Raw genomic sequence first — 22,838 nt, 5'->3', positions numbered from 1 at the left:
CCGTGCCGCGTGCGGGGTCAGTCCCCGCAGCGGCCCGAGCGCAGGGAGTGCAGGTGCTCGCTGGACTTGCGGGCGAAGGCGTAGGACTCGACCGGGTTGTCGTGCTCGGTCTGCCAGTGGTGGTAGCGCCGGCCGTGGCGGGTGCGCGCGGTCACCTTCGACAGGAACTTCCTGTAGTCGATGTCGCCGTCCCCGACATCCGCCATGCGGTAGCCGTCCCGGGTCGTCTCGTCACGCACCCCGTCCTTGACGTGGAACAGCGGATAGCGGTGGGGCTGCCTGAGTACGTAGTCGACCGGCTCGAAGGGGGCGGGCCTGCCGTCGGGCCGCTTGCTGAACCGGAACTGGGCGCAGTAGGCCCAGTAGATGTCCATCTCCAGATACACGCAGTCGGGGTCGGTCTCGGCGAGCAGCACGTCGTAGAGGCGGACGTTCGGCTTGTCCGTGGCGAAGGAGAACTCCTCGGCGTGGTTGTGCTGGTAGAACTTCATGCCGCGCTTTCGGGCCGCCTCGCCGTACGTGTTGAAGTCCTCGGCCGCACGCTTCCAGGCGTCGACGGTCGAACCGTAGCGGAAGGGGCCCGACGCGGTCCCGATGTGCTTGAGGCCGAGGGCCTGGGCGTCGTCGAGGACCTTGGTGAGGTTCTGCGCGAACGTATACGCGTTCGGGTTGTTGTTGTCGTAATAGCCGACGTGGGACCCGATGGGATGCAGGCCGTGGTCGCGGGCCAGCGCTTTGAGTTGGGCGAGGGTGATCGCACCCGCCGAGCCCTGGCTGTATCCGGCGAACTCGATCTCGTCGTAGCCGTACTTCGCCAACTCGGCGAACACGGCGGCGAATCCGAGGGTGGAGACCTTGTCGCGGAGGCTGTAGAGCTGGATGCCGAGGCGGCCGGGTGGCAGCACGGGGCGGCCGCGGCCCTTGTCCGCCGCGACGGCAGGGGTGGTGGCGCCGACGAGGGCCGCGGCGGTGGCGCCCGCGGCGACGCCGAGCATGCCGCGTCGGCTGAGTCTGTGGGCGAGTGCGGGGTCGGCGGGTGTCGGCTTGCGGCTCATGCGGTTCTCCTCGGCTGGTTCAAGGGTCGGGTGAGGGACGGCTCGGGGATGAGTCAGGGATGGGTTCGAAATCCGTTTCAGGGATCACTGGGGGTCGGACCCTGATGGCAGGGTCCGAGCTGTCTGGTTCAGTGGAGATCAAGCAGATTCAGCGACGCGGGTAGGCAGAAATCATTGCAGGCCCGCGAGGTGGAGCAGGAGTGATTTCACATCGGTGGCCGCGATGCGGCCGCCGACGGCGCGGGGGGTGGAGCACAGGATGAGCGGACTTTCGTCCTCGCTGGTGGGCAGGCGGCCATGGCTGCCTCGAATAGGTGAGGGGTCCAGGGGCACGACCGCCATGCGGTAGCGCATGCCGAGCTTCTTGCGGGCCAGCGCGCCCGCGGCCTTGACGCGGACGTAGGGGTCCTCGGGGTCCATGAAGAGCTCGACGGGGTCGTAACCGGGTTTGCGGTGGATCTCGACGAGCTGCGCGAAGTCGGGCGCGCGGGCGTCGTCGAGCCAGTAGTAGTACGTGAACCAGGCGTCCGGCTCGGCGACGGCGACCAGCTCGCCCGAGCGCGGATGGTCCAGGTGGTGTGCCTTCTTGCCCTCGTCGTCCAGGAGTTGCTCGATACCGGGGACGTCCTGGAGGGCGGCGCGGGTGGCGTCGAGGTCTTCCGGGCGGCGCACGTAGACGTGGGCGATCTGGTGGTCGGCGACGGCGAAGGCGCGCGAGGCCATCGGGTCGAGGTACTCCATGCCGTCTTGCGTGTGCACCTCCAGCAGGCCCGCACGGCGCAGGACGCGGTTGATGTCGACCGGCCGATTGACGCGGGTGATGCCGTACTCGGAGAGCGCGACGACGGTGCGGCCTTCGGTTCGGGCGTCGTCGAGTAGCGGGGTGAGGGTCGCGTCCAGGTCGGCCGCCGCACGGTGGGAGCGGGGGTCGTCGGGGCCGAAGCGCTGCAGGTCGTAGTCGAGGTGAGGGAGGTAGCACAGGGCCAGGTCGGGGTGGCGGGTGTCGATGATGTGCCGGGTGGCGTCGACGATCCAGCGGCTGGAGACGATGTCGGCGCCGGGACCCCAGAAGTGGAAGAGGGGGAACGTGCCGAGCTTGTCGGTGAGTTCGTCGTGCAGGGCCGGCGGCCGGGTGTAGCAGTCGGGTTCCTTGCGGCCGTCGGCGTAGTAGACGGGGCGGGGGGTGACGGTGAAGTCGGTGTCGGCGCCCATGGCGTACCACCAGCAGATGTTGGCAACGGTGTAGCCGGGGTGCGCGCGACGGGCGGCGTCCCACAGCTTGTCGCCGGCGACGAGGCCGTTGTGCTGGCGCCACAGGAGTACGTCGCCGAGCTCACGGAAGTACCAGCCGTTGCCGACGATGCCGTGTTCGGCGGGGGTGGTGCCGGTGAGGAAGGTGGACTGGGCGGCGCAGGTCACGGCGGGCAGGACGGTGCCGAGCGGCGCCCTGGACCCGGACTGGCCGAGCGTCTTGAGGCGCGGCATGTGGTCGAGGAGGCGAGGGGTGAGGCCGACGACGTCGATGACGAGAAGAGGTGTGGGGCCGCTGTGCGGGGCGCTCGGGGGCTGGGTCATGGGAGTTCCTTCAGGCCGAGGTCCGTGAGGAGGTCGCGGGCGAGGGCGAGTTCGGCGGCGATGCCCTCGGCGAGTTGGTGTCGGCCGCGTGGGCGGAGTTCAGAGGGGAGGGCCTGCCAGGTGTAGGTCTCGACCTCAAGGTGGCGGGTGAGGGGAGCGGGTCCGCCGACGAGTCGGGCCAGGGCGTCCTGGAGCACGGGGAGCGTGGAGGTGAGGGGCGCGGCGGGGGCCGCGTGGAGTGGGACGTGGAAGTGGGCCCGCCAGGGGGCCGTGTCGGGCAGTGCGTTGCCGGTGAGGGCCTCGCCGAGGTCGTCGGTACCGCGCAGTCCGATGCCGGTCAGGGTGCGTGTCTGGTGGAGGAAGCGGGGCTCGTCGAAGGCGGCGAGGGCCTCGCGCACATCGGGGAGGTGGGGATGTTCGGCGTGCAGGGCGGCGGAGAGCTGGGTTTTGACGACGGGGATCCCGGCGACGGTGAGGGCGTCGAGGGCGGTCCTCGGGTCCTCGAAGGAGGTGGCGAGGTGGCAGGTGTCGACGCAGACACCGATGCGGTCGTGGCCGACTGCGGTGAGCGGGGCGATCGCGTCGGCGGTCGTCTCGATGGTGCAGCCCGGTTCTGGTTCGAGGCCGATGCGGATGGAGCGGCCGGTCAGCTCGTCCAGGGCGTCCAGCCGCTGGGCGAGCGCGGTGAGGGCGGTGCGGGCGGACTCGGCGCGCAGGGAGCCGAAGGGGGTGCGCCAGGCGAGGGGCAGGGTGGAGATGGTGCCTTCGGTGACGTCGTCGGGGAGCAGGGCTGCGAGGAGCCGGGCCAGGTCGGTGGTGTGGGCGAGGCGTTCCGGGTCCGTCCAGTCCGGCTTGTACACGCTGTACTTGACCTGTTCGGCGCCGAAGCCCTCGTAGGGGAAGCCGTTGAGGGTGACGACTTCGAGGCCGCGCCGGTCGAGTTCGGTGCGCAGGCCGCGCAGGGCCGCCGGGTCGGTGACGAGGGCGTGGGCGGCGTCCTTGGCGAGCCACAGGCCGATGCCGATGCGGTCCCTGCCGAGTCTCTTGCGCACGGGTTCGCAGTGGTCGCGGAGTTGGGCGAGGACGCCTTCAAGGGTCTCTGCGGGGTGGACGTTCGTACAGTAGGCCAGGTGGACGGTGGAGCCGTCGGGGTGCCTGAAGCGCATGGCTCACGCCCCGCCGCGCAGGATGGAGTTGCCTTCGTGGGTGGCGTCCGTGCCGACGACGTCCAGGGCGAGGCGGCCGCTGAGGCCATAGAAGGCGACGGGGTTGCGCCACAGCACCAGGTCGACGTCGTCCTCGTCGTATCCGGCCGCGAGCATGGCGTCGGCCACCTTGCGGGTCTTCAGGGGATCGCTCTTTCCCCAGTCCGCGGCGGAGTTGACCAGGACCCGCTCGGGCCCGAACTCCCGCAGAATCGCGATCATCCTCCCCTCGTCCATCTTGGTGTCGGGGTAGACGGAGAAGCCGAGCCAGCAGCCGCTGCCCTTGGCCTCCTTGACGGTGGTCTCGTTGAGGTGGTCGATCAGTACGCGGTCCAGGGGCATCGCCGACTCGCGGACGACATCGATCGTGCGGCGCAGGCCGGCGAGCTTGTCGCGGTGCGGGGTGTGCACGAGAGCGGGCAGTTCGTGGTCGGCGGCGAGCTGGAGCTGGGTGGCGAGCGCGGTGTCCTCCGCGGGCGTCATGGAGTCGTAGCCGATCTCTCCTACGGCGACGACGTTGTCCTTGACGAGATAGCGGGGCAGTTCGTCGAGGACGGGCGTGCAGCGGGGGTCGTTCGCCTCCTTGGGGTTGAGGGCGATCGTGCAGTGGTGGGCGATGCCGTACTGGGCGGCGCGGAAGGGTTCCCAGCCGAGGAGGGAGTCGAAGTAGTCGAAGAAGGAGGCGGGCGAGGTGCGGGGTTGGCCGAGCCAGAACGCCGGCTCCACGACAGCGCGGACACCCGCCGCGTACATCGCCTGGTAGTCGTCGGTGGTGCGGGAGGTCATGTGGATGTGGGGATCGAAGATGCGCATCGGGACTCCTACTCCTCGCCGGTCGAAGGGGCCGCGGGGCCCGGGGGAGCCTTGGGGGGCGAGATGGCCCCCGGGCCGGTCAGGGCCAGGACGCGATGCAGGTCGCCGGGGACGGCACGGCCCGCCGCGGTGCGTTCGCCGGCGTAGTCGCCGAGCATGCGGGCGAGTTCGCCGTCGCCTCGGGCGCGCCTCGGCAGATCGGCGACGGCGTCCATGGGAACGCCGGTGAACAGGCACTTGAGGACGGCGTGACGCCAGTCGTGCGGCGTGAGGTGCGCGGCGGCGTACGGGCCGACGGCCGCGGCGACGAGGCGGGTGTCGTTGGTGCGCAGGGCGTCTTCGACCAGCGTCAGCGCCTCCGGGCCCGGCACCAGGTGCGGCAAGGCGCGCAGGACCGCGCGGCGCTCGGGGGCGGTCCCGTGTGCGTAGACACGGCTGAGGGTGGCCGGGTCCGCGGCTGCCGCATGCAGGAGCAGGACGCGGGCGGCGTCGGCGTGATCGGGGCCGCAGCGGCGCCCCGCCTCCGCGATCCTCAACTCCCACATAGGGAGCGGCCCTTGCGTCCGCTGCTGCTCCCGTCGCTCGGCGTGGGCCGCGGCCTCGGCTGTGGCCTGGTCGAGCCAGGCGCGGGCGGCTCCGCCGAGCTCGGCTTCAAGACGGGCACGGAGGGCGGCGATTCCGGGGGTGTCGGTCACGGTGTTCCTCCTTCGGCGGCGGGGACGGGAGTGGGTCCCGTCGGGGTAAGGACCGCCTCGCCGGCTGCGGTGGATGCGGCGCACCCGGCGGCTACCGCGGCCTTGCGGAGGAAGTTGATCGATTGTGCGGCGAGTTGGGGGCCCGCGTGGGAGTGGCGGGGCAGTTCGACGACGGTCAGCCCTTGGTAGCCGGTGGCGGCCAGGGCTTCGAGGACGGGCGGGAAGTCGATCTCCCCGTCCCCGAAGGGCAGATGCTCGTGGACGCCGCGCCGCATGTCTTCGATCTGGACATGCCGCAGCCAGGGAGCGGCGACGCGCACGCAGTCGGCGGGAGGGAGCGGTTCGAGACACTGGCAGTGGCCGATGTCGAGGGTGAGGCCGAGGAGTGCGGGGGCGGGGTCGCCCAGCTCCCGGCGCAGACGGTGGAAGTCGGCGAGTGAGGAGAGGAGGTGGCCGGGTTCGGGTTCGACGGCGAGCGGAACGCCAGCACCTGACGCGGCGTCGAGGACGGGGCCAAGGGCATCGGCAAGCCGCTTCCAGGCGATGTCGCCGGAGGTGCCCGCCGGGAGGACACCGCTGAAGCAGTGCACAGCGTGGGCGCCGAGGTCGGCGGCGACGTCGACGGCGCGGACCAGCAGGCGGGAGCGGTCGGCCCGCCGGTGCGGATCGGGATCGAGGAGGGAGGGGCCGTGCTTACGGCGCGGGTCGAGGACATAGCGGGCGCCGGTCTCGACGGTGGCCGTCAGGCCGAGGCGGTCCAGCCTTCGGGCGACATGGCGGGTACGGGCGGCGAGATCGGGGGCGAGGGGGTCGAGGTGCATGTGATCGAGGGTCAGGCCGACACCGGAGTAGCCGAGGTCGGCGAGGAGACCGAGGGCGTCGTCGAGACGGAGGTCGGTGAGGCCGTTGGTGCCGTAGCCAAAGCAGAGGGTGTCGATCGGGTTTCCGGTGAGGTGTCCAGCCGGGTCTCCGGTGAGCCGTCCGGTCGGGTCTCCGGTGAGGTGCCCAGCCGGGCGTGGGGCCTCAGGGGTGGTGCCGCTCATGTGACGCTCACCTTCCGTGCGAACTTACGGGCGGCAGGGGCGAGGGCGACGGTCAACAGAGCGGTTCCCGCCGCGCCCGCCCGGGCGGCGAGCGCTGCCTGCAGCGGGATCATGGCGCGGATACCGCCGCCGACGGCGCGTTGGGTGAGAGGAGGTGAGGGATTGAGAGCGGCGTGGAGAAGGGGCTTGGCGGCGGTCCCGACGTAGGCGAGAGCGAGGGCGCCGCGCAGGGCCTGGCGGGCGGTAGCGGCGGAGGGCAGGACCCGGGTCCCGGACCCCGTCGCGCCCGATCGCCATCCGGACCTGGCCACCGCAGCAGGTTCACCGCCGCCCCCACCATCGGTCCCACTACCCGCACCGGCGCCCCCACTACTCACATCAACCCCGCTACCCCCAGGCACCCCACCCACCCCAGCAGCCGCACCATCCGCAATACCTGCACCACCCGGACCACCCGCACCACCTGCACCACCTGCACTACCCTGACCATTCGCACCACGGGCGCCCGCTCCCCCGCCCAAATACCTTGCCAGCAGCGTCACCCCCGCGAGCGCCGCCAAGGGGGTCGCCGAGGAGCCGCCCTGCGCTTCGTGGCGGGAGACTGCGGTGACGGCCAGGGTGTGGGCGGCGAGGGTGGTGGCGGAGGGCAGGGCGTGTTTGGCGAGAGGGGTGGCGCCCGGGCCCGCCGTGGCGGTCGCGCCGAGGAGCAGATCGAGGCCTCGTGCCGCGGCCATGGCCGCGGGGCCCGCGGGGGTGTGCTTCAGGCCCAGGTCGTAGGCCCACACCGTGCCTGCCAGGGTGGCTGCCACCGCCAGGGCGGGACGGCCGGCGCGGGAGGCGAGGGTCAGGCCCGTCGCGGTGAGGGCGGCCGCTGCCGCGAGGGCCGCGGGTGGGGTGATGCGGCCCGAGGGCAGCGGGCGCTCGGGGCGTTCGACGGCGTCCTCGGCTCGGTCGGCCCAGTCGTTGAGGGCCATGCCCGCTTCGTACAGGCAGAGGGAGGAGGTGATCGCGAGGAGGGTGCGACGGTTGGGGCGCAGGCCGGTCGAGGCCGCCCCGGCGAGCGCGTCGCCGGGGACGGTGAACAGGGCGGGGACGCGAAGGAGTTCGGCCCAGTCGCGTGCCGCGCTCACCGCGGGTCCCGCAGCCGGTCGGCGAGGCCGAGCAGGGCTCGGTACTGGTCCCCCAGTGCGGCGGCGGCGCCGTCGTCCGGGTCTTTGAAGTAGAAGGCGAGTTCCGGCAGGGGGCCGGAGAGGCCGCGTGCGTGGGCTCGGGAGGTGAGGCGTGCCAGGTCGAGGATCAACGGGGCAGCGAGGGAGGAGTCGCAGCCCTGCCAGGTGGTCTGCAGGACCATGCGGGTGCCGAGGAAGCCGTCGAAGGCGATGTGGTCCCAGGCCGTCTTCCAGTCGCCGAGGCAGGGGACGTCGTCGATGTGGACCTCGCCCTCGGGGGCGGCGCCGAGGGTGTCGGCGAGGACGCGTTCCTTGCCGGCGTTCTTGGCCGCCGCGGCGGCGGGGTCGGCGAGGGCCGCGCCATCGCCGCCGCCCAGGAGGTTCGTGCCGGACCAGGCCCGTACGGCGAGCGCCCGCTGGGCGAACATCGGGCCGAGCACCGAGCGCAGGAGGGTCTGGCCGGTCTTGCCGTCCCGGCCCGCGTAGGGGAGCCCGGAGGTGAGCGCCGCCTCGGCGAGGTGGGGGTGGTGCAGGCCCGTCGAGGGAGTGAAGTTCACGTAGGGGCACCCGGCCCGCAGCGCCGCCGCGGCGTAGAGGGAACTGGCGGGCATCCGAGCGGGGTCCCCCGAAGCGACGCCGCCCCGCGCCACAACGGGCGGCCCCGCCGAAGCCACACCAGGCCCCGCCCAGCCCCCCGAAGCAGCCCCCACCGAAGCAGCCCCCACGGACGCCGCCCCCACCGACGCCGCCCGCTCACCAGCCGAAGCCCTGTCGCCACCCGGGGCGTCCCAGTCCGCCACCCCACCACTCCCCCGAACCGGCTCCGTCGAGGCAACGTTCACCACTACCGCGCCGGTGAGGCCCCGGCGGCGTACGAAGTCGCGTAGGTCGGCGGTGAAGGCGTCGATGAGTTGGTCGTCGGTGCGGGTGTCGCCCGGTAGGGGGCCGCCCGGGCGGATCTCGGCGTCCGCCGCGGCGAGTTCGGCGTGGACCGCCGAGGGGAGGCCGTGGGGGAGGACGCCCCCGGCGGCGAGTTCCTCGGCCCGTTTGGGCAGGGGGCAGTTCGCGGTGTCGTGGCCGCCGAAGACCAGCGACGACAACGTTGGCAGGCCGCAGTCGGTGAAGGGGGGCGTCTCGGTGACCATGCCGGTGGGCGGTCGCAGTCCGGCCGCCACGGCCGCGCACCCCGCGACGGCGGTGGTCGCGACGGAACCTCGCGCGCCGATCAGCCAGACCCCGACGGAGGAATTGGAGAGCTCGGATGTGGAAAGCGGCGATGTGGAATGCGCGGATGTGGACACGGCTGCCTCCTGCGTGACTCAAGAAATCAAGGCTCAAGAAGTCAAAGCCCAAGAAGTCAAGGCCCAAGAAGACAGGGCCCAAGAAGTCAAGGCTCAAGAAACGTGAGTCGGTGCGAGACGGCGGGCGGAGGTCCGGCGTCCTCCGCCCGCCGCCGTCTAACGGCCCCCGCCCGGACGAGATGTCACGGACGAGGCAGAGCCCCCTCCGGGCAAGTCACCCACCCCAGGCAGATCCCTCACCCGGATGTCCCGGAAGGAGACCTCATCGGCGTCGCCGTGGTTCTGGATGCCGATGTGCCCTTGGCGCAGGCTCCGCGCCGGGTCGGTGTTGGTGAAATCGTTGATCTTCACGCCGTTGAGGTAGACGCGAAGGCGTTCGCCCTCGACGCGGATCTCGTACGTGTTCCACTCCCCCGGCGGGTTCAGCGCCTTGTCGCGCTTCTTCAGGTCGGCGGACTTGAAGCCGTAGACGGAGCCCGTGGTCTTCTCGGGGACGTCCGAGGCGTCGATCTGGATCTCGTAACCCTTGTTCACGGCCGACCAGGGGTCGTCGGAGGCCGGGAAGCCCACGAAGATGCCGGAGTTGTCGTCGCCGCGCATCCGCCAGTCGAGCTTGAGTGAGTATGAGCGCAGTTCGCGCCGCTCGTACCAGAGCATGCCCATCCCGCCGACGGTCGTGAGCGTCCCGTCGTCCTCCTTGAGGGAGAAGGAGCCCGGACCTGCCTGTTTCCAGTCCGCGAGCGAGGCCGCCTTGCCGTCGAAGACCGACGTGTAACCCTTCTCGGGGCGGCAGTCGGCCTGGACCGCGCCGACGGCCCAGCGGATACCGCCCAGCAGATGGTGCCGGAAGGCCGGTTCGGCGTACGACTCCTCGGTGTGGCCGCCGCCGGTGTAGAAGGACCGGCCGCCCTGGTAGTCGCTCTGGCACCAGGCGATGGGGTGGTCGCCCGACATCGTGCCGCCCGTGTACGACGACTCGTCGAGCGAGGCCAGGACACGCGCCCGCTCGCGCGGGTTGGAGCGGTAGTTGTACCACTCGTCGGAGCGCTCCCAGGCCCCGGCGCCCAGGTGGGACGTCGCCGGGTGCGCGTGGTCCTCCACATGGACCCGCGCCCGCTGGATCGCGGGGTGCGACTGGAAGTACGCGCCCGCGAGCCCGCCGTAGAAGGGCCAGTCGTACTCGGTGTCGGCGGCGGCGTGGACGCCGACATAGGCGCCGCCGCCCCGGATGTAGTCCTCGAAGGCCCGCTGCTGAACGGCGTTCAGGACGTCGCCGGTGGTCGAGAGCCAGACGACGGCGTCGTACCGGCGCAGGCTCTTGGCCGTGAAGGCCCCCGCGTCCTCGGTCGCGTCGACGGTGAAGCCGGCGTCGGCTCCGAGTTCCTTGACGGTCGCCACCCCGGTGGGGATCGAGTCGTGCCGGAAGCCCGCCGTCTTGGAGAAGACCAGGACGCGCCCGGCATCCTCGCGCGGCACCGGCACCGGCACCGGCACCCGCTCCGGGCCAGGCTCCGAGGCCGCCGGACCCGACACGCATCCGATGAGCAGAGCGGCCGCCGCCGTGGCGGTCAGGAGCCGCGCTCGACTGCGCATTGCGGTCACATCCCCTCCCTCACCGGTGTGAGGCCGACGTCGTGAACGTGAAGTCGTCCACGTCGTAGAGCGCTCCCGCGCCCTTGCCCTTGAAGACCAGATACAGCGTCGTGGTCTTCGACGGCGCCCGCGTGATGGCCGTGCTGACGTCCTTGTACGTCTCCCACGAACCGGTCGGTTCCACCTTCGCCGTGCCGAGCAGCCTGCCGCCGGCCGATCCGCTGCGGACCTCCAGGGTGCCGCCGGATCCGGCGGAGGCGACCCGCGCGGTCAGCTTGGTGGCGTTGGCGAGGATGTACGGCTTGAAGGAGATCCAGTCGCCGTTGTGGATGTCGCCGACGGTCTTGCCGCCGTGCGCCGGGGTGTGGTTGATCACGGACACGCCCTTGGAGTCGCCGTAGTGCTCGCCCTGGCGGTGCTTGGGCTGGACGACGTTCTGGTCGTGGGTGGTCAGCGCGGGCTGGCCGTTCGCGCCCTTGTCGGTGTACTCGGCGTCGAAGACCCCGAAGATGTTGGCGTTCGGGTCGTGCTCGCCGTCCGCCGACGTCTGGATGGTGCCGGAGCAGCCGTTGGCCGAGGTGACCGGGTGGCCGTGGCTGTCGTGGCCGAGGATGTGGGTGACCTTGACCTTGGTGCAGTCGATCGGACCGGTGGCGCCGTCTTCCGGGTCGGTCACCGTCACCTTGAAGGGCACCTTGTCGCCGAAGGTGAACAGCTGCCCGTCACCGGGGAGCTCCAGGGTGACCTTGGGCGCGGTGTTGCCGACGGTGATGTGCGCGCTGGCGGAACCGGTGCGGCCGGTGGAGTCCTTGACGGTCACGGTCGCCGTGTAGACGCCGTTCTTCTTGTACGTGTAGGTGGGGTTCTGCTGAGTGGACTTGCCGCCGTCGCCGAAGTCCCAGGCGTAGGTGAGCGTTCCGCCGTCGGCGTCCGTGGCCTTCGCGGTGAACCTGGTGCGCAGCGGGGCCTGGCCGCTGGTCACCGACGCGCTCGCCTCGGCGACCGGGGAGTGCCCTGTCGTGGCGTTCTCGATGCGGAAGAGGCCGGAGTTCTCGTCGCCGCCGAACCATGCGGTGCCGTAGTCCAGGACGTAGAGCGCGCCGTCGGGGCCGAACTCCATGTCCATCACCTGGGTGCCCGTCCAGGGAAAGGGGTTGATGGACTGCACGGCGCCGTCCGCGCCGTGCTCGATGCGCTTGATCCAGCGTCGGCCGAACTCGCCCGCGAAGAAGTCACCGTCGTACGCCTCGGGGAACTTCACCGGGGAGGTGTTCGCCGCGTCGTAGCGGTAGACGGGCCCCGCCATCGGGGACTCGGAGCCGGAGCCGAACTCGGGGACGGAGCCGCCGTCGTACGGAATCCACGCCTCCTGAGCGGGCGGCAGGTCGGTCAGTCCGGTGTTGTACGGCGAGTCGTTCTTCGGCGCCGCGCAGTCGAAGGCCGCGCCCGAGGCGCCGGTGGCGAAGTCGTAGTCGATGTAGGCGTCGTTCTTGCCGGTGCAGTAGGGCCAGCCGAAGTTGCCCGGCTTGGTCACGCGGGCGAACTCGACCTGTCCCGCGGGGCCGCGCTTGGGGTCGGCGGCGCCCGCGTCGGGTCCGTAGTCACCGACGTAGACGGTGCCGGTCGGTTTGTCGACGCTCATCCGGAAGGGGTTGCGGAAGCCCATCGCGTAGATCTCGGGGCGGGTCTTCTCGGTGCCCTTGGCGAAGAGGTTGCCGTCCGGGACGGTGTACGAGCCGTCGTCGGCGACCTTGACGCGCAGGATCTTGCCGCGCAGGTCGTTGGTGTTGCCCGCGCCGCGCCGGGCGTCGTAGGCGGGGTTGCGGCCCGCGCGCTCGTCGATGGGCGTGAAGCCGTCGGAGGCAAAGGGGTTGGAGTCGTCGCCCGTCGAGAGGTAGAGGTTGCCGTCCTTGTCGAAGTCGATGTCGCCGCCGACGTGGCAGCAGATGCCGCGGCTCGCGGGGACGTCGAGGACCTTCTTCTCGCTCGCGGTGTCCAGGGTGCCGTCGGCCTTGAGGACGAAGCGGGAGAGCCGGTTGACGCCGTCGAACTTCTTGATGTCCTCGGCCGTGCCGTTCTCCGGGGCGTCGCCCGCGGGGGTGTCGAGCGGAGGCGCGTAGTAGAGGAAGATCGCGCGGTTCTCGCTGAACTTGGGGTCGATGGCGACGCCTTGGAGGCCCTCTTCGTCGTGCGTGTAGACGGGGATCTTGCCCACGATCCTGGTGTTGCCCGCGGAGTCCGTCAGCCGCAGCGTGCCGTCGCGGGAGGTGTGCAGGACCGAGCGGTCGGGGAGCACGGAGAGCGTCATGGGCTCGCCCACCTCCGGCTCGCCCTTGGCGAGGGTGACCTGCTGGAAGTCCTCGGCGGCGGGGGCGGCCGTCGAGGGCGGGTCGGCGGGAGCGGCCCCGGCCTGCGGTATGGCGAGGGCGAGCGAGGCACCGGTGAGCAGCGTGCCGGTGAGCAGGGCGAGGGCTTTGTTTCGCAGTCTGGGGCGTTTCCTGTGCACGGGGTTCCTCCGGAGGGGACGGTCGTACGCGGGTGTGTGCGCCGTGCGCCGGGGTGCGCCGTCACCCCGGACCTTCATGTCCTGTACACATCAGGGACGGTAGCCACGTTTGTCCCGGGCGGATAGCCCTTACGCGGCACCGAAGTTCAGCTTTCTCCCGTCACTGGACAAACATGGTGGGCGCGGCTAATCCGAGCCACCGAACGCGGCGTCGAACGAGGCGGTCGGCGCCTCGAAGTCGTACGCCTTCAAACGCGCGAGGGCCTCCGGGGCGCCCTGGAGCCGGTCCATGCCGGCGTCCTCCCACTCCACCGAGATCGGACCCTCGTACGCGATGGAGCCGAGCATGCGGAAGACGTCCTCCCAGGGGACGTCCCCGTGGCCCGCCGAGACGAAGTCCCAGCCGCGCCGCGGGTCGCCCCACGGCAGGTGCGAGCCGAGCCGGCCGTTGCGGCCGTCCAGGCGGCGCCGGGCCTCCTTGCAGTCGACGTGGTAGACGCGGTCCCGGAAGTCGTAGAGGAAACCGACCGGATCGAGGTCCTGCCACACGAAGTGCGAGGGGTCGAAGTTCAGGCCGAAGGCGGGGCGGTGGCCGACGGCTTCGAGCGCCTTGTGCGTGGTCCAGTAGTCGTACGCGATCTCGGACGGATGCACCTCGTGGGCGAAGCGCACGCCCTGCTCGTCGAAGACGTCGAGGATCGGGTTCCAGCGCTCGGCGAAGTCCTCGTAGCCGCGCTCGATCATGGATGCGGGGACCGGTGGGAACATCGCGACCAGGTGCCAGATCGCCGAGCCGGTGAAGCCGACGACGGTGTCGACGCCGAAGGCGGCGGCGGCCCGCGCGGTGTCCTTGATCTCGGCGGCGGCCCGCTGCCGCACGCCCTCCGCCTCGCCGTCGCCCCAGATGCGGGCGGGCAGGATCGCCCGGTGCCGCTCGTCGATGATCGCGTCGCAGACGGCCTGGCCGACGAGGTGGTTGGAGATCGCCCAGCATGTGAGGCCGTACTTGTCGAGCAGGGCGCGCCGCCCGTCCAGGTAGGCGGGGTCGGCGAGCGCCTTGTCGACCTCGAAGTGGTCGCCCCAGCAAGCGAGTTCGAGGCCGTCGTAGCCGAAGTCGCGGGCGAGCCGGCAGACCTCTTCGAGTGGCAGGTCGGCCCACTGGCCGGTGAAGAGCGTGAACCTACGGGGCATGAAGGGCCTCCTCAGGCAGGGACCGGCGTGTAGACGGAGTTCTTCGCGGCGCTCTCCTCCACGGCGGCGAGCACCCGCTGGACGCTGAGGCCGTCGTTGAAGGACGGCTCGGGGGGCGTCCCGGTGGCGATGGCGTGCAGCAGGTCGCGGGCCTGGTGTACGAACGTGTGCTCGTAGCCGAGGCCGTGGCCCGGCGGCCACCAGGCGTCCAGGTACGGGTGCTCGGGTTCGGTCACCAGGATGCGGCGGAAGCCGGACGACGCGGCGGGCTCGGTGTGGTCGTGGAAGGAGAGTTCGTTCAGACGCTCCAGGTCGAAGGCCAACGAGCCTTCCGAGCCGTTGAGTTCGACCCGCAGAGCGTTCTTGCGGCCCGCGGCGAAGCGGGTCGCCTCGAAGGAGGCCAGCGCGCCGGAGGGGAAGCGGCCGGTGAAGACGGCCGCGTCGTCCACCGTGACCGTGCCGCGCCGCGCGCCGCCCGCCGCGGTGAGCCCGCTGGAGGCGCCCTCCAGAAGCGGCCGTTCGCGGACGAAGGTCTCGGTGAGCGCCGACACCCCGGCCACCTGTTCCCCCGTCAGGTAGTGCGCGAGGTCGACGATGTGCGCGCCGAGGTCACCGAGCGCACCGGAGCCCGCGCGCTCCTTGAGGAGGCGCCAGGTCAGCGGGAAGTCGGCGCTCACCAGCCAATCCTGAAGGTACGTCAGACGCACGTGCCGCAGCGCTCCGAGCCGTCCCTCGGCGACCATCCGCCGGGCCAGGGCGAGGGCGGGCACCCGCCGGTAGTTGAAGCCGACCATGGCCACCTGGCCCCGGGCGCGGGCCTGTTCGGCGGCCTCGGCCATGGCCTCGGCCTCCTCGACGGTGTTGGCGAGGGGTTTCTCGCACAGGACGTGCTTGCCCGCCTCCAGGGCGGCGAGGGCGATCTCCGCGTGGCTGTCGCCGGGGGTGCAGATGTCGACGAGGTCGACGTCGTCCCGGGCGATCAGGGCGCGCCAGTCGGTCTCGGCGGCGGCCCAGCCGAGCCGGTCGGCGGCGGCGCGCACGGCACCGCCGTCGCGGCCGCAGACGGCCGAGAGCACCGGCCGCACGGGCAGGTCGAAGACCCGCCCCACGGTGCGCCAGCCCTGGGAGTGGGCGGCGCCCATGAAGGCGTAGCCGACCATGCCCACCCCCAGCGGCCGCTTCCCGGCCGCTCCGGAGTCGGACGGTTCCGTCTCACGCATGCGGTGCTCCTCGTCGTCGACGCTCGGTGGGGGGTGCGGACGCGCGCATCACTTGAAGCCGGTGGACATGTACTGGCCGACGTTGTCCTTGTCGACCACGGCCGAGTAGCAGGTGACGAAGGACGGGATCTCGAACTCCGCCATGCCGCTGACGCCCTTGCCCTGTCCGAGGGCGCGCGCCAGGTCGATCGCGGACGCGGCCATGGTGGGCGGGTAGAGGACGGTGGCCTTCAGGACGCTGTCGTCCGCGTCGATGGCCTGGAAGGCGGAGAGCGCGCCCGCGCCGCCGACCATCAGGAAGTCGTCGCGGCCCGCCTGCTTGATGGCGCGCAGGGCGCCCACGCCCTGGTCGTCGTCGTGGTTCCACAGGGCGTCGAAGTTCTTCTGCGCCTGGAGGAGCTGGGACATCTTCGACTGCCCCGACTCGACGGTGAACTCGGCGGCCTGGCGGGCGACCTTCTTGATGTCCGGGTAGTTCTTGAGGGCGTCGTCGAAGCCCTTCGAGCGCTGCTTGGTGAGTTCAAGGTTGTCGAGCCCGGCCAGTTCGACCACGCGCGCGTTCTTCTTGTCCTTGAGCTTCTCGCCGATGTAGTGGCCGGCGCTCAGGCCCATGCCGTAGTTGTCGCCGCCGATCCAGCAGCGGTAGGCCTGCGGGGAGGCGAAGACGCGGTCGAGATTGACGACGGGGATGCCCGCCTTCATCGCCTTCAGGCCGACCTGGGTGAGCGCCTTGCCGTCGGCCGGCAGGATCACCAGGACGTCGACCTTCTTGTTGATGAGCGTCTCGACCTGGCCGATCTGGGCGGCGGTGTCGTTGGAGCCCTCGGTGGACTCCAAGGTGACGTCGGAGTACTTCTCCGCCCGCTTCTTGGCGTTGTCGTTGATGGCGTTGAGCCAGCCGTGGTCGGCCTGGGGGCCCGCGAAGCCTATGGTGACCTTCTTGCCCGGCTTGTCGTCGGCGACCTGCTGCTCCTTCCCCTCGGCCCCCTCTTCCTCGGGCTCGTTGCTGGTGCAGCCCGTGAGCAGCGCTCCGGACGACAGGGCGGCGGCTCCGAAGAGGAGTCCTCTGCGACTCGTGTTGGTTGGCATGGTGAACCCCTCGACTCAGGATGTGTGGGCCGTACGTCGTTGGACGAGCACCGCGGCGACGATGATCGCGCCCTTGGCGATCTGCTGGGTCGCGGTCTCCAGGTTGTTGAGCGCGAAGATGTTCTGGATCGTGGTGAAGATCAGCACGCCGAGCACCGAGCCGATGATGGTGCCCCGGCCGCCGCTGAGCAGCGTGCCGCCGATGATCGCCGCGGCGATGGCGTCGAGTTCGTACAGATTGCCGTTGGTGTTCTGTCCCGAACCGGCGAGGACGATCAGCAGGAACGCCGCGATGCCGCAGCACAGCCCGGAGAGCAGATACAGGTACAGCCGCTGCCTTCGTACGTCGATGCCCGCGAGGCGCGCCGCTTCCGCGTTGCCGCCGACCGCGACGGAGCGGCGGCCGAAGGTGGTGCGGTTCAGCAGCAGCCAGCCGACGACGGTGACGGCGGCGAAGACCAGGACGAGCGGCGGGATGCCGAATACGTAGGAGTCTCGCAAGCCGAGTTCCAGCACTCCGTCGACGGTGACCATTTGGGTCTTGCCGTCGGTGATCTGGAGGGCGAGGCCGCGGCCCGACGCCAGCATGGCGAGGGTGGCGATGAACGGCACTATCCCGCCGTACGCGATGAGCAGCCCGTTGACCAGGCCGCACCCCATGCCGACGATCACGGCGGTGAAGAGGATGCCCGCGAAGCCGTACTCCTGGGTGGCGACCGTCGTCGCCCACACCGAGGCGAGCGCGACGATCGCTCCGACGGACAGGTCGATGCCGCCGGAGATGATCACGAACGTCATACCGACGGTGACGACGCCGATGACGGAGGCCTGGGTGAGGATCAGCTGGACGTTGTCGGTGTCCAGGAACGAGTCGGGCTGGGTGATGCCGCCGATGACGACCAGCGCGGCCAGCACGCCGAGCAGCGAGAGCGTGCGCACGTCGGCGCGCGCCAGCTTGGTGCGCCACGGGCTGCCGTCGTCGGCCGGGCCGGTCTTGCGGGTGGCGGCCTCGGCCGCCGGGGCGGGCTGGGTCATGACGCCGGGCTCCCTTCGAGGACGAGGTCGAGTACGCGGTGTTCGTCGAGGTCACGGGCGGGGGCGGTGTGCACGACGCGGCCCTCGCGGAGCACCAGGACGCGGTCGGCGAGTCCGAGCACCTCGGGCACCTCGCTGGAGACGAGGAGTACGGCGAGGCCTTCGTCGGCGAGGCGGCGGATCACCGCGTACAGCTCGGCGCGGGCGCCGACGTCGACGCCGCGGGTCGGCTCGTCGAGCAGCAGGACGCGGCAGCCGCGCAGGAGCCAGCGGGCCAGGACGGCCTTCTGCTGGTTGCCTCCGGAGAGGGTGCGGACGGGGGCGGAGGGCTCGTCGGGGCGCAGCGACAGTTCGCGGGTGGCGGCTCGCGCGGCCGCCCGCTCGGCGCCCCGGTCGAGCCATCCGCCGCGCGAGAAGCGGGACATGGAGGAGACCGACACATTGCGGGTGACGGACTCCAGCATGAGCAGTGCCTGCGCCTTGCGTTCCTCGGGCGCGAGGCCGAGGCCCGCGCGGACGGCGGCGCGGACACTTCCGGGACGCAACGCCCGTCCGCCGATGCTCACTTCGCCGGCGCTCGGCTTACGGGCACCGTAGATCGTCTCCAGGATCTCGGAGCGCCCCGATCCGACGAGTCCGGCGAGGCCGACGATCTCACCGGGGCGCACGTCGAGGTCGAGGGGTTCGAACTCGCCGTGCCGGGTGAGACCCCTGACAGTCAGCACCGGTTGCGCCGGAGCCTGTTCGGCGGGCCGCTCCGGAAAGACGTACTCGACGTTGCGGCCGGTCATCAGGGCCACCACGTCCTTGGTCGGCGTCGACTTGGCGGGCAGTCCGCCCGCGACGGCGCGCCCGTCCTTGAGGACGGTGACGCGGTCGCCGATGCGGCGGATCTCTTCGAGGCGGTGCGAGATGTAGACGACGGCGACGCCGTCCGCGGTGAGGTCGCCGACGATGCGGAAGAGGTTGTCGACCTCGTCCGGGTCGAGGGCCGCGGACGGTTCGTCCATGACGATGAGGCGCACCTCGTGGGAGAGCGCGCGGGCCATCGAAACGATCTGCTGCTGGGCGGCGGAGAGGTCACCGACGAGCCGTCCGGGATCGATCTCTCCGTGCCCAAGCCGTTTGAGCAGAGCTGCCGCTGTAGCCCTCGCGTCCCGTCCGCGTACGACGAATCCGGCGGTGGTCGGCTCGTGCCCGAGGTGGACGTTCTCGGCGACGGAGAGGTGCTCCACCAGGTCGAGCTCCTGGTAGATGGTGGCGATGCCGAGCCGCATGGCCGCGATGGGCGAGCGGAGCGTGGTGCGCTCTCCGCGCCAGACGATCTCGCCGTCGTCGGGCTGGTGGGCCCCCGCGAGGACCTTGATGAGCGTGGACTTCCCGGCGCCGTTCTGGCCGAGGAGGCAGTGCACTTCCCCGGCCTGGACCTGGAGGTCGACGCCGTCGAGGGCACGGACGCCGGGGAACGACTTGGTGATGCCGGACATGGTGAGCAGCGGTGGTTCTGGTGCCATGACGGTTCCCCTAGGGGGGTGCGTACGTGCCGGTCTCGGGGCAGGGCAGGGCAGGGCAGAGCAGTGCGCTGTGCAAGTGTGGTGATCGGGGAGCGGTGTTACGCCGGTGAGAACAGGTGGTCGCTTATGAGCCGGGCGCCGCCTATGACTCCGGCGGTGGGGCCCAGTTCGCCGAGCACTATGGGGAGGTTGCCGGTGGCCAGCGGCAGGGACTGGCGGTAGACCTGGGTGCGGATCGCGGCGAGCAGGGTGTGGCCGAGTCCGGTCACACCGCCGCCTATCACCACCAGGCCGGGGTTGAAGAAGCTGACGAGGGCCGCGATGACCTGGCCGGTGCGGTTGCCGCCCTCGCGGATGAGGTCGAGCGCGGTGGCGTCGCCCGCCGCGGCGGCCGCCGCGACGTCGACGGCGCTGAGCCGCCCCGCCTCGTCGAGCCGCGTGGCGAGCTCCGCCGATCGCCCCTGGGTGGCCGCCTCCTCGGCGTCGCGGGCGAGCGCCGCGCCGCTGAAGTAGGCCTCCAGGCAGCCCCGGTTGCCGCAGGCGCAGGGTCGCCCGTCCGGTTCCGCCTGGATGTGGCCGATGTCGCCGGCGCTGCCCGTCGTACCGCGGTAGACCTCGCCGCCGACGACGATGCCGCACCCTATGCCGGTGCCGATCTTGACGCAGAGGAAGTCGCCCACGGAGCGTGCGACGCCCGCGTGCTGCTCCCCCATCGCCATGAGGTTCACGTCGTTGTCGACCATGACGGGGCAGCCAAGCTCCTGGCTGAGGGCCTCCCTGACGGGGAAGCCGTCCCATCCCGGCATGATCGGCGGGGCGACCGGCACGCCCTCGGGGAAGCGGACGGGCCCGGGGACGCCTATACCGGCGCCGTCGAACCCTTCCGCGAGCCCGGACGCACGCAACTTGGCCGCCATGGCGAGGACTTGCTCGAAGACCGCGACCGGGCCCTCACGCACGTCCATGGGCTGGTTGATGTGGCCGAGGACCTCCAGTTCGGCGTTGGTCACCGCGACGTCGACCGAGGTCGCGCCGATGTCCACGCCGAGGAAGCGCAGCGCCGGGGCGAGCCGGATGTTGTGGGAGCGGCGGCCGCCGCGCGAGGCGGCGAGTCCGTCGGCGACCACGAGTCCGGTCTCCAGGAGCCGGTCGACCTCGACGGCCAGCTTGGACCGCGAGAGGTCGACCTGGTCGCCCAGCTGCGCACGGGAGTTGGGCCCGCCGTCACGCAACAGCCGTAGCAGCCGCGCCTGGTGTGCGTTGGCGGGTCGAGCCGTCATACGTCTCACGCGCCCCTCCCGCCTCATCGGGCTGTCCATTGCCGCGTTGCCCTCGGCGCCGACGTACGTGCCTCTGGGCTTCCTTCAGGCTTTCGAGGGGAACGTAGCAGCGCGTGCCGGGAGTGGGAAGAAGTTGCGCGGGAATTACCCATGACTTTCTCCAGTCACAGGACAAAGACCTGGAGGGCGCTGAAAGGTCACCACCGCCGTCGGCTTACCTGTGAGGTAATCGACGCCTCCAGGGGCCGTGCCGCACGATGGTGGTCCGCCACGGCCCCCCAGTGGAAGGTCACCCCATGTCGGACACCCTGCCCGAGAACGATCTGCGCGCCCAACTGCTCGCCGCCGTGCCCTTCGCCGGGCATCTCGGCATCGCCTTCGAAGAGACGGGACCCGACCGGGTGGAGGGCACCCTGCCGTGGTCGCCGGAGCTGTGCACGGCGGGCGGCGTGCTGCACGGCGGAGCGGTGATGGCCCTCGCGGACACGGTCGGCGCGGTCTGCGCGTACCTCAACCTGCCGGACGGCGCGGCCACGTCGACGATCGAGTCCAAGACCAACTTCCTGCGGGCCGTGCGCTCAGGAACGGCCCGCGCCGTGGCCCGCCCGCTGCACATCGGCGGCTCCTTCATCGTCGTACAGACCGAGGTGTACGACGATCAGGGGCGGCTGACGGGACAGACCACGCAGACGCAGGCGGTGCTCGGCGCGAGGAGCGAGCGGTGATCAGGCCCGCTCGCGCCGGTGGTACGTCTGCCGCGTGTGCTCGGTGTGGGCCCGCATGATCTCCGTGGCGCGCCGCTCGTCGCGCCCGGCGATGGCGGCGATCAGCTCGCGGTGCTCCAGCCAGGACTGACTGCCGCGCTGACGGGCCACCGGTGTGTAGTACCAGCGGACCCTGCGGTCCACCTGCCCGGCCAGCTCGGCGAGGACCACATTGCCCGCGAGCTCCATCACCTTGGCGTGGAAGGCGGCGTTGAGCGCGACCACCTGGTCGATGTCGCCGTCCTCAACGGCCTGTTCGCCCCGGGTGCAGAGCTCGTCGAGGGCGGTGATGCCGGCGGTGCCGGTGTTCGCGGCGGCGAGGCGGGCGGCCTCGGCCTCCAACAGGGTGCGGACCGTGAGCAGTTGGTCCGCCTCCTCCTCGGTCGGCTCGTGCACGAACGCGCCCTGGGCCGGCCGCAGGTCGACCCAGCCCTCGGTGTTGAGCCGCTGCAGCGCCTCGCGCACCGGCTGCCGCGAGACCCCGAGGTGTCCGGCCAGTTCACTCTCGACCAGGTGCTGGCCGGGCCGCAGCGAACGGGTCGTGATGAGTTCGAGCAGCGCCTCGTAGACCCGCTCTCTGAGCGGCCCGGGGCGTTCGAGCCTGGGCACCGCCCCCTGCGGCAGTCCTGTGGACAACATCGCGATCCCCTCCTCGACGATTGCCTTTTGTCTACAGTCTACGAGCTGCCGAGGCGGGCAACAGGGCGAGTTGAGCCGATCACACTGCGACGCGAGGCCCGTTCACGGGTTCACGGGCAGCGCACGACCTGCCCCGCGTACGACAGGTTCCCGCCGAAGCCGAACAGCAGGACCGGGTCGCCGGAGCACAGCTCTCCGCGCTCCACCAGCTTGGACAGGGCCATCGGGATGCTCCCCGCCGAGGTGTTCCCCGAGTCGACGACATCGCGCGCGACGACGGCGTTCACCGCGCCGATGCGCTCCGCGAGCGGCTCGATGATGCGGAGGTTGGCCTGGTGCAGGACGAGCCCGGCGAGGTCGGCCGGGGTGAGCCCGGCGCGCTCGCAGGCCGCGCGGGCCAGCGGCGGCAGCTGGGTGGTCGCCCAGCGGTAGACGCTCTGCCCCTCCTGGGCGAAGCGCGGCGGGGTGCCCTCGATACGGACGGCGTTGCCCATCTCGGGCACCGAGCCCCACAGCACCGGGCCGATGCCGGGCTCCTCGCCGGGTGCGCACGCCTCGACGACGGCGGCGCCCGCGCCGTCGCCGGTCAGCACGCAGGTGGTGCGGTCCGTCCAGTCGGTGACCTCGGACATCTTGTCGGCGCCGATGACCAGGGCGCGGGTGGCGGCCCCGGCCCGTACGGTGTGGTCGGCGGTGGCGAGCGCGTGCGTGAAGCCCGCGCACACGACGTTGATGTCCATCGCGGACGGCGAGGGGATGCCGAGCCGGGCCGCCACCCGGGCGGCCATGTTCGGCGACCGGTCGATGGCCGTGGAGGTGGCGACCAGGACCAGGTCGATCGCGTCGGGGGTCAGGCCCGCCGCCGCCAGAGCCTTGCCGCCGGCGTGCGCGGCCAGCTCGTCGACCGGCTCCTCGGGCCCCGCGATGTGCCGGGTGCGGATGCCCGCTCGGGACCGGATCCACTCGTCGCTGGTGTCGACCATCTCCGCCAGAGCCTCATTGGTGAGGATCTTGGCGGGCTGATAGTGACCGACAGCGGCGATGCGCGAGCCGTGCATGTACGGGTCCCCCTTGTTGCGGAAGATGCGGGACCCTCCAGTCTGGTCAGCGACTCACCGGTAACAGGACACGTAAAGCGACAGGAAAGGCGC

20 protein-coding genes are annotated in these 22,838 nt (G+C 71.2%); 2 read left to right on the top strand and 18 right to left on the bottom strand.

Going from position 1 to position 22,838, the window contains the following annotated elements:
* Positions 1 to 17: 17 nt before the first annotated feature.
* The 8 genes from ACWDVB_RS26730 to ACWDVB_RS26695 all read right to left on the bottom strand — a co-directional run bounded on the left by ACWDVB_RS26730 (position 18) and on the right by ACWDVB_RS26695 (position 8,784).
* On the bottom strand, positions 18 to 1,055 hold the full coding sequence (locus ACWDVB_RS26730) for a sugar phosphate isomerase/epimerase family protein (RefSeq protein WP_451517241.1): 1,038 nt from the start codon (positions 1,053 to 1,055) through the stop codon (positions 18 to 20).
* Positions 1,056 to 1,226: 171 nt separating this feature from the next.
* On the bottom strand, positions 1,227 to 2,630 hold the full coding sequence (locus ACWDVB_RS26725) for an alkaline phosphatase family protein (protein ID WP_451517242.1): 1,404 nt from the start codon (positions 2,628 to 2,630) through the stop codon (positions 1,227 to 1,229).
* Positions 2,627 to 3,796: a metabolite traffic protein EboE gene (eboE, locus tag ACWDVB_RS26720; RefSeq protein ID WP_451517243.1), complete on the bottom strand. Its 1,170-nt coding sequence runs from the start codon at positions 3,794 to 3,796 to the stop codon at positions 2,627 to 2,629. Before eboE ends, ACWDVB_RS26725 begins: the two co-directional genes overlap by 4 nt.
* Positions 3,797 to 3,799: 3 nt before the next feature.
* On the bottom strand, positions 3,800 to 4,648 hold the full coding sequence (locus ACWDVB_RS26715; RefSeq protein ID WP_451517244.1) for a TatD family hydrolase: 849 nt from the start codon (positions 4,646 to 4,648) through the stop codon (positions 3,800 to 3,802).
* 8 nt (positions 4,649 to 4,656) lie between these two features.
* Entirely contained in the window at positions 4,657 to 5,343 is a 687-nt protein-coding gene (locus tag ACWDVB_RS26710; RefSeq protein ID WP_451517245.1) for an EboA domain-containing protein, read from the bottom strand.
* Positions 5,340 to 6,386, bottom strand: a complete 1,047-nt coding sequence (locus ACWDVB_RS26705; protein WP_451517246.1) for a sugar phosphate isomerase/epimerase family protein — start codon at positions 6,384 to 6,386, stop codon at positions 5,340 to 5,342. The genes ACWDVB_RS26710 and ACWDVB_RS26705 overlap by 4 nt, the downstream gene beginning before the upstream one ends.
* On the bottom strand, positions 6,383 to 7,516 hold the full coding sequence (locus tag ACWDVB_RS26700; protein WP_451517247.1) for an SCO3242 family prenyltransferase: 1,134 nt from the start codon (positions 7,514 to 7,516) through the stop codon (positions 6,383 to 6,385). Before ACWDVB_RS26700 ends, ACWDVB_RS26705 begins: the two co-directional genes overlap by 4 nt.
* Positions 7,513 to 8,784, bottom strand: a complete 1,272-nt coding sequence (locus tag ACWDVB_RS26695) for an inositol-3-phosphate synthase (RefSeq protein ID WP_451517279.1) — start codon at positions 8,782 to 8,784, stop codon at positions 7,513 to 7,515. Before ACWDVB_RS26695 ends, ACWDVB_RS26700 begins: the two co-directional genes overlap by 4 nt.
* Between ACWDVB_RS26695 and ACWDVB_RS26690 the strand changes: the two genes are divergently transcribed.
* A complete protein-coding gene (locus tag ACWDVB_RS26690) occupies positions 8,693 to 8,962 on the top strand; it encodes a hypothetical protein (RefSeq protein WP_451517282.1) in 270 nt (89 codons plus the stop codon). The genes ACWDVB_RS26695 and ACWDVB_RS26690 overlap by 92 nt on opposite strands.
* A gap of 50 nt (positions 8,963 to 9,012) precedes the next feature.
* Here the strand turns inward: ACWDVB_RS26690 and ACWDVB_RS26685 are convergent, their stop codons facing one another.
* The 8 genes from ACWDVB_RS26685 to ACWDVB_RS26650 all read right to left on the bottom strand — a co-directional run bounded on the left by ACWDVB_RS26685 (position 9,013) and on the right by ACWDVB_RS26650 (position 20,284).
* The gene (locus tag ACWDVB_RS26685; protein WP_451517248.1) at positions 9,013 to 10,449 is read right to left on the bottom strand and encodes a ThuA domain-containing protein; all 1,437 of its coding nucleotides are present in this window, start codon (positions 10,447 to 10,449) and stop codon (positions 9,013 to 9,015) included.
* Positions 10,450 to 10,468: 19 nt separating this feature from the next.
* Entirely contained in the window at positions 10,469 to 12,955 is a 2,487-nt protein-coding gene (locus ACWDVB_RS26680) for a PQQ-dependent sugar dehydrogenase (RefSeq protein WP_451517249.1), read from the bottom strand.
* Between the two features lie 186 nt (positions 12,956 to 13,141).
* Positions 13,142 to 14,146: a sugar phosphate isomerase/epimerase family protein gene (locus ACWDVB_RS26675; RefSeq protein WP_451517250.1), complete on the bottom strand. Its 1,005-nt coding sequence runs from the start codon at positions 14,144 to 14,146 to the stop codon at positions 13,142 to 13,144.
* Between the two features lie 11 nt (positions 14,147 to 14,157).
* Entirely contained in the window at positions 14,158 to 15,366 is a 1,209-nt protein-coding gene (locus ACWDVB_RS26670) for a Gfo/Idh/MocA family protein (protein ID WP_451517251.1), read from the bottom strand.
* 48 nt (positions 15,367 to 15,414) lie between these two features.
* Positions 15,415 to 16,455, bottom strand: a complete 1,041-nt coding sequence (locus ACWDVB_RS26665; protein ID WP_451517252.1) for a substrate-binding domain-containing protein — start codon at positions 16,453 to 16,455, stop codon at positions 15,415 to 15,417.
* A 15-nt stretch (positions 16,456 to 16,470) separates the two neighbouring features.
* Positions 16,471 to 17,490 carry an ABC transporter permease gene (locus tag ACWDVB_RS26660; RefSeq protein ID WP_451517253.1) on the bottom strand — a complete coding sequence of 340 codons (1,020 nt, stop codon included), beginning with the start codon at positions 17,488 to 17,490 and terminating at the stop codon, positions 16,471 to 16,473.
* Complete coding sequence (locus ACWDVB_RS26655; protein WP_451517254.1) at positions 17,487 to 19,004, bottom strand: sugar ABC transporter ATP-binding protein; 1,518 nt, start codon at positions 19,002 to 19,004, stop codon at positions 17,487 to 17,489. Before ACWDVB_RS26655 ends, ACWDVB_RS26660 begins: the two co-directional genes overlap by 4 nt.
* 98 nt (positions 19,005 to 19,102) lie before the next feature.
* On the bottom strand, positions 19,103 to 20,284 hold the full coding sequence (locus tag ACWDVB_RS26650) for an ROK family protein (RefSeq protein WP_451517255.1): 1,182 nt from the start codon (positions 20,282 to 20,284) through the stop codon (positions 19,103 to 19,105).
* Between the two features lie 296 nt (positions 20,285 to 20,580).
* Here ACWDVB_RS26650 and ACWDVB_RS26645 point away from each other — a divergent pair, with 296 nt between their 5' ends.
* On the top strand, positions 20,581 to 21,009 hold the full coding sequence (locus ACWDVB_RS26645) for a PaaI family thioesterase (RefSeq protein WP_451517256.1): 429 nt from the start codon (positions 20,581 to 20,583) through the stop codon (positions 21,007 to 21,009).
* On the opposite strand, the gene ACWDVB_RS26640 is transcribed toward ACWDVB_RS26645, so the two are convergent.
* Both ACWDVB_RS26640 and ACWDVB_RS26635 read right to left on the bottom strand, forming a co-directional pair.
* A complete protein-coding gene (locus ACWDVB_RS26640) occupies positions 21,010 to 21,687 on the bottom strand; it encodes a GntR family transcriptional regulator (RefSeq protein WP_451517257.1) in 678 nt (225 codons plus the stop codon).
* A 110-nt stretch (positions 21,688 to 21,797) separates the two neighbouring features.
* A complete protein-coding gene (locus tag ACWDVB_RS26635) occupies positions 21,798 to 22,745 on the bottom strand; it encodes a beta-ketoacyl-ACP synthase III (RefSeq protein WP_451517258.1) in 948 nt (315 codons plus the stop codon).
* Between the last annotated feature and the right edge of the window lie 93 nt (positions 22,746 to 22,838).

The organism is Streptomyces sp. NPDC003379 (genome assembly GCF_053589195.1).
Note: the sequence above shows the minus strand (reverse complement) of the source record. Positions and strands in the feature narration are given on the sequence as shown.

Coding starts and splice junctions, on each gene's coding strand:
- ACWDVB_RS26730 (WP_451517241.1), bottom strand. CDS start 1,055: ATGAGCCGCAAGCCGACACCCGCCGACCCCGCACTCGCCCACAGACTC.
- ACWDVB_RS26715 (WP_451517244.1), bottom strand. CDS start 4,648: ATGCGCATCTTCGATCCCCACATCCACATGACCTCCCGCACCACCGAC.
- ACWDVB_RS26675 (WP_451517250.1), bottom strand. CDS start 14,146: ATGCCCCGTAGGTTCACGCTCTTCACCGGCCAGTGGGCCGACCTGCCA.
- ACWDVB_RS26725 (WP_451517242.1), bottom strand. CDS start 2,630: ATGACCCAGCCCCCGAGCGCCCCGCACAGCGGCCCCACACCTCTTCTC.
- ACWDVB_RS26665 (WP_451517252.1), bottom strand. CDS start 16,455: ATGCCAACCAACACGAGTCGCAGAGGACTCCTCTTCGGAGCCGCCGCC.
- ACWDVB_RS26660 (WP_451517253.1), bottom strand. CDS start 17,490: ATGACCCAGCCCGCCCCGGCGGCCGAGGCCGCCACCCGCAAGACCGGC.
- ACWDVB_RS26645 (WP_451517256.1), top strand. CDS start 20,581: ATGTCGGACACCCTGCCCGAGAACGATCTGCGCGCCCAACTGCTCGCC.
- ACWDVB_RS26655 (WP_451517254.1), bottom strand. CDS start 19,004: ATGGCACCAGAACCACCGCTGCTCACCATGTCCGGCATCACCAAGTCG.
- ACWDVB_RS26650 (WP_451517255.1), bottom strand. CDS start 20,284: ATGACGGCTCGACCCGCCAACGCACACCAGGCGCGGCTGCTACGGCTG.
- ACWDVB_RS26635 (WP_451517258.1), bottom strand. CDS start 22,745: ATGCACGGCTCGCGCATCGCCGCTGTCGGTCACTATCAGCCCGCCAAG.
- ACWDVB_RS26705 (WP_451517246.1), bottom strand. CDS start 6,386: ATGAGCGGCACCACCCCTGAGGCCCCACGCCCGGCTGGGCACCTCACC.
- ACWDVB_RS26685 (WP_451517248.1), bottom strand. CDS start 10,449: ATGCGCAGTCGAGCGCGGCTCCTGACCGCCACGGCGGCGGCCGCTCTG.
- ACWDVB_RS26640 (WP_451517257.1), bottom strand. CDS start 21,687: ATGTTGTCCACAGGACTGCCGCAGGGGGCGGTGCCCAGGCTCGAACGC.
- eboE (WP_451517243.1), bottom strand. CDS start 3,796: ATGCGCTTCAGGCACCCCGACGGCTCCACCGTCCACCTGGCCTACTGT.
- ACWDVB_RS26670 (WP_451517251.1), bottom strand. CDS start 15,366: ATGCGTGAGACGGAACCGTCCGACTCCGGAGCGGCCGGGAAGCGGCCG.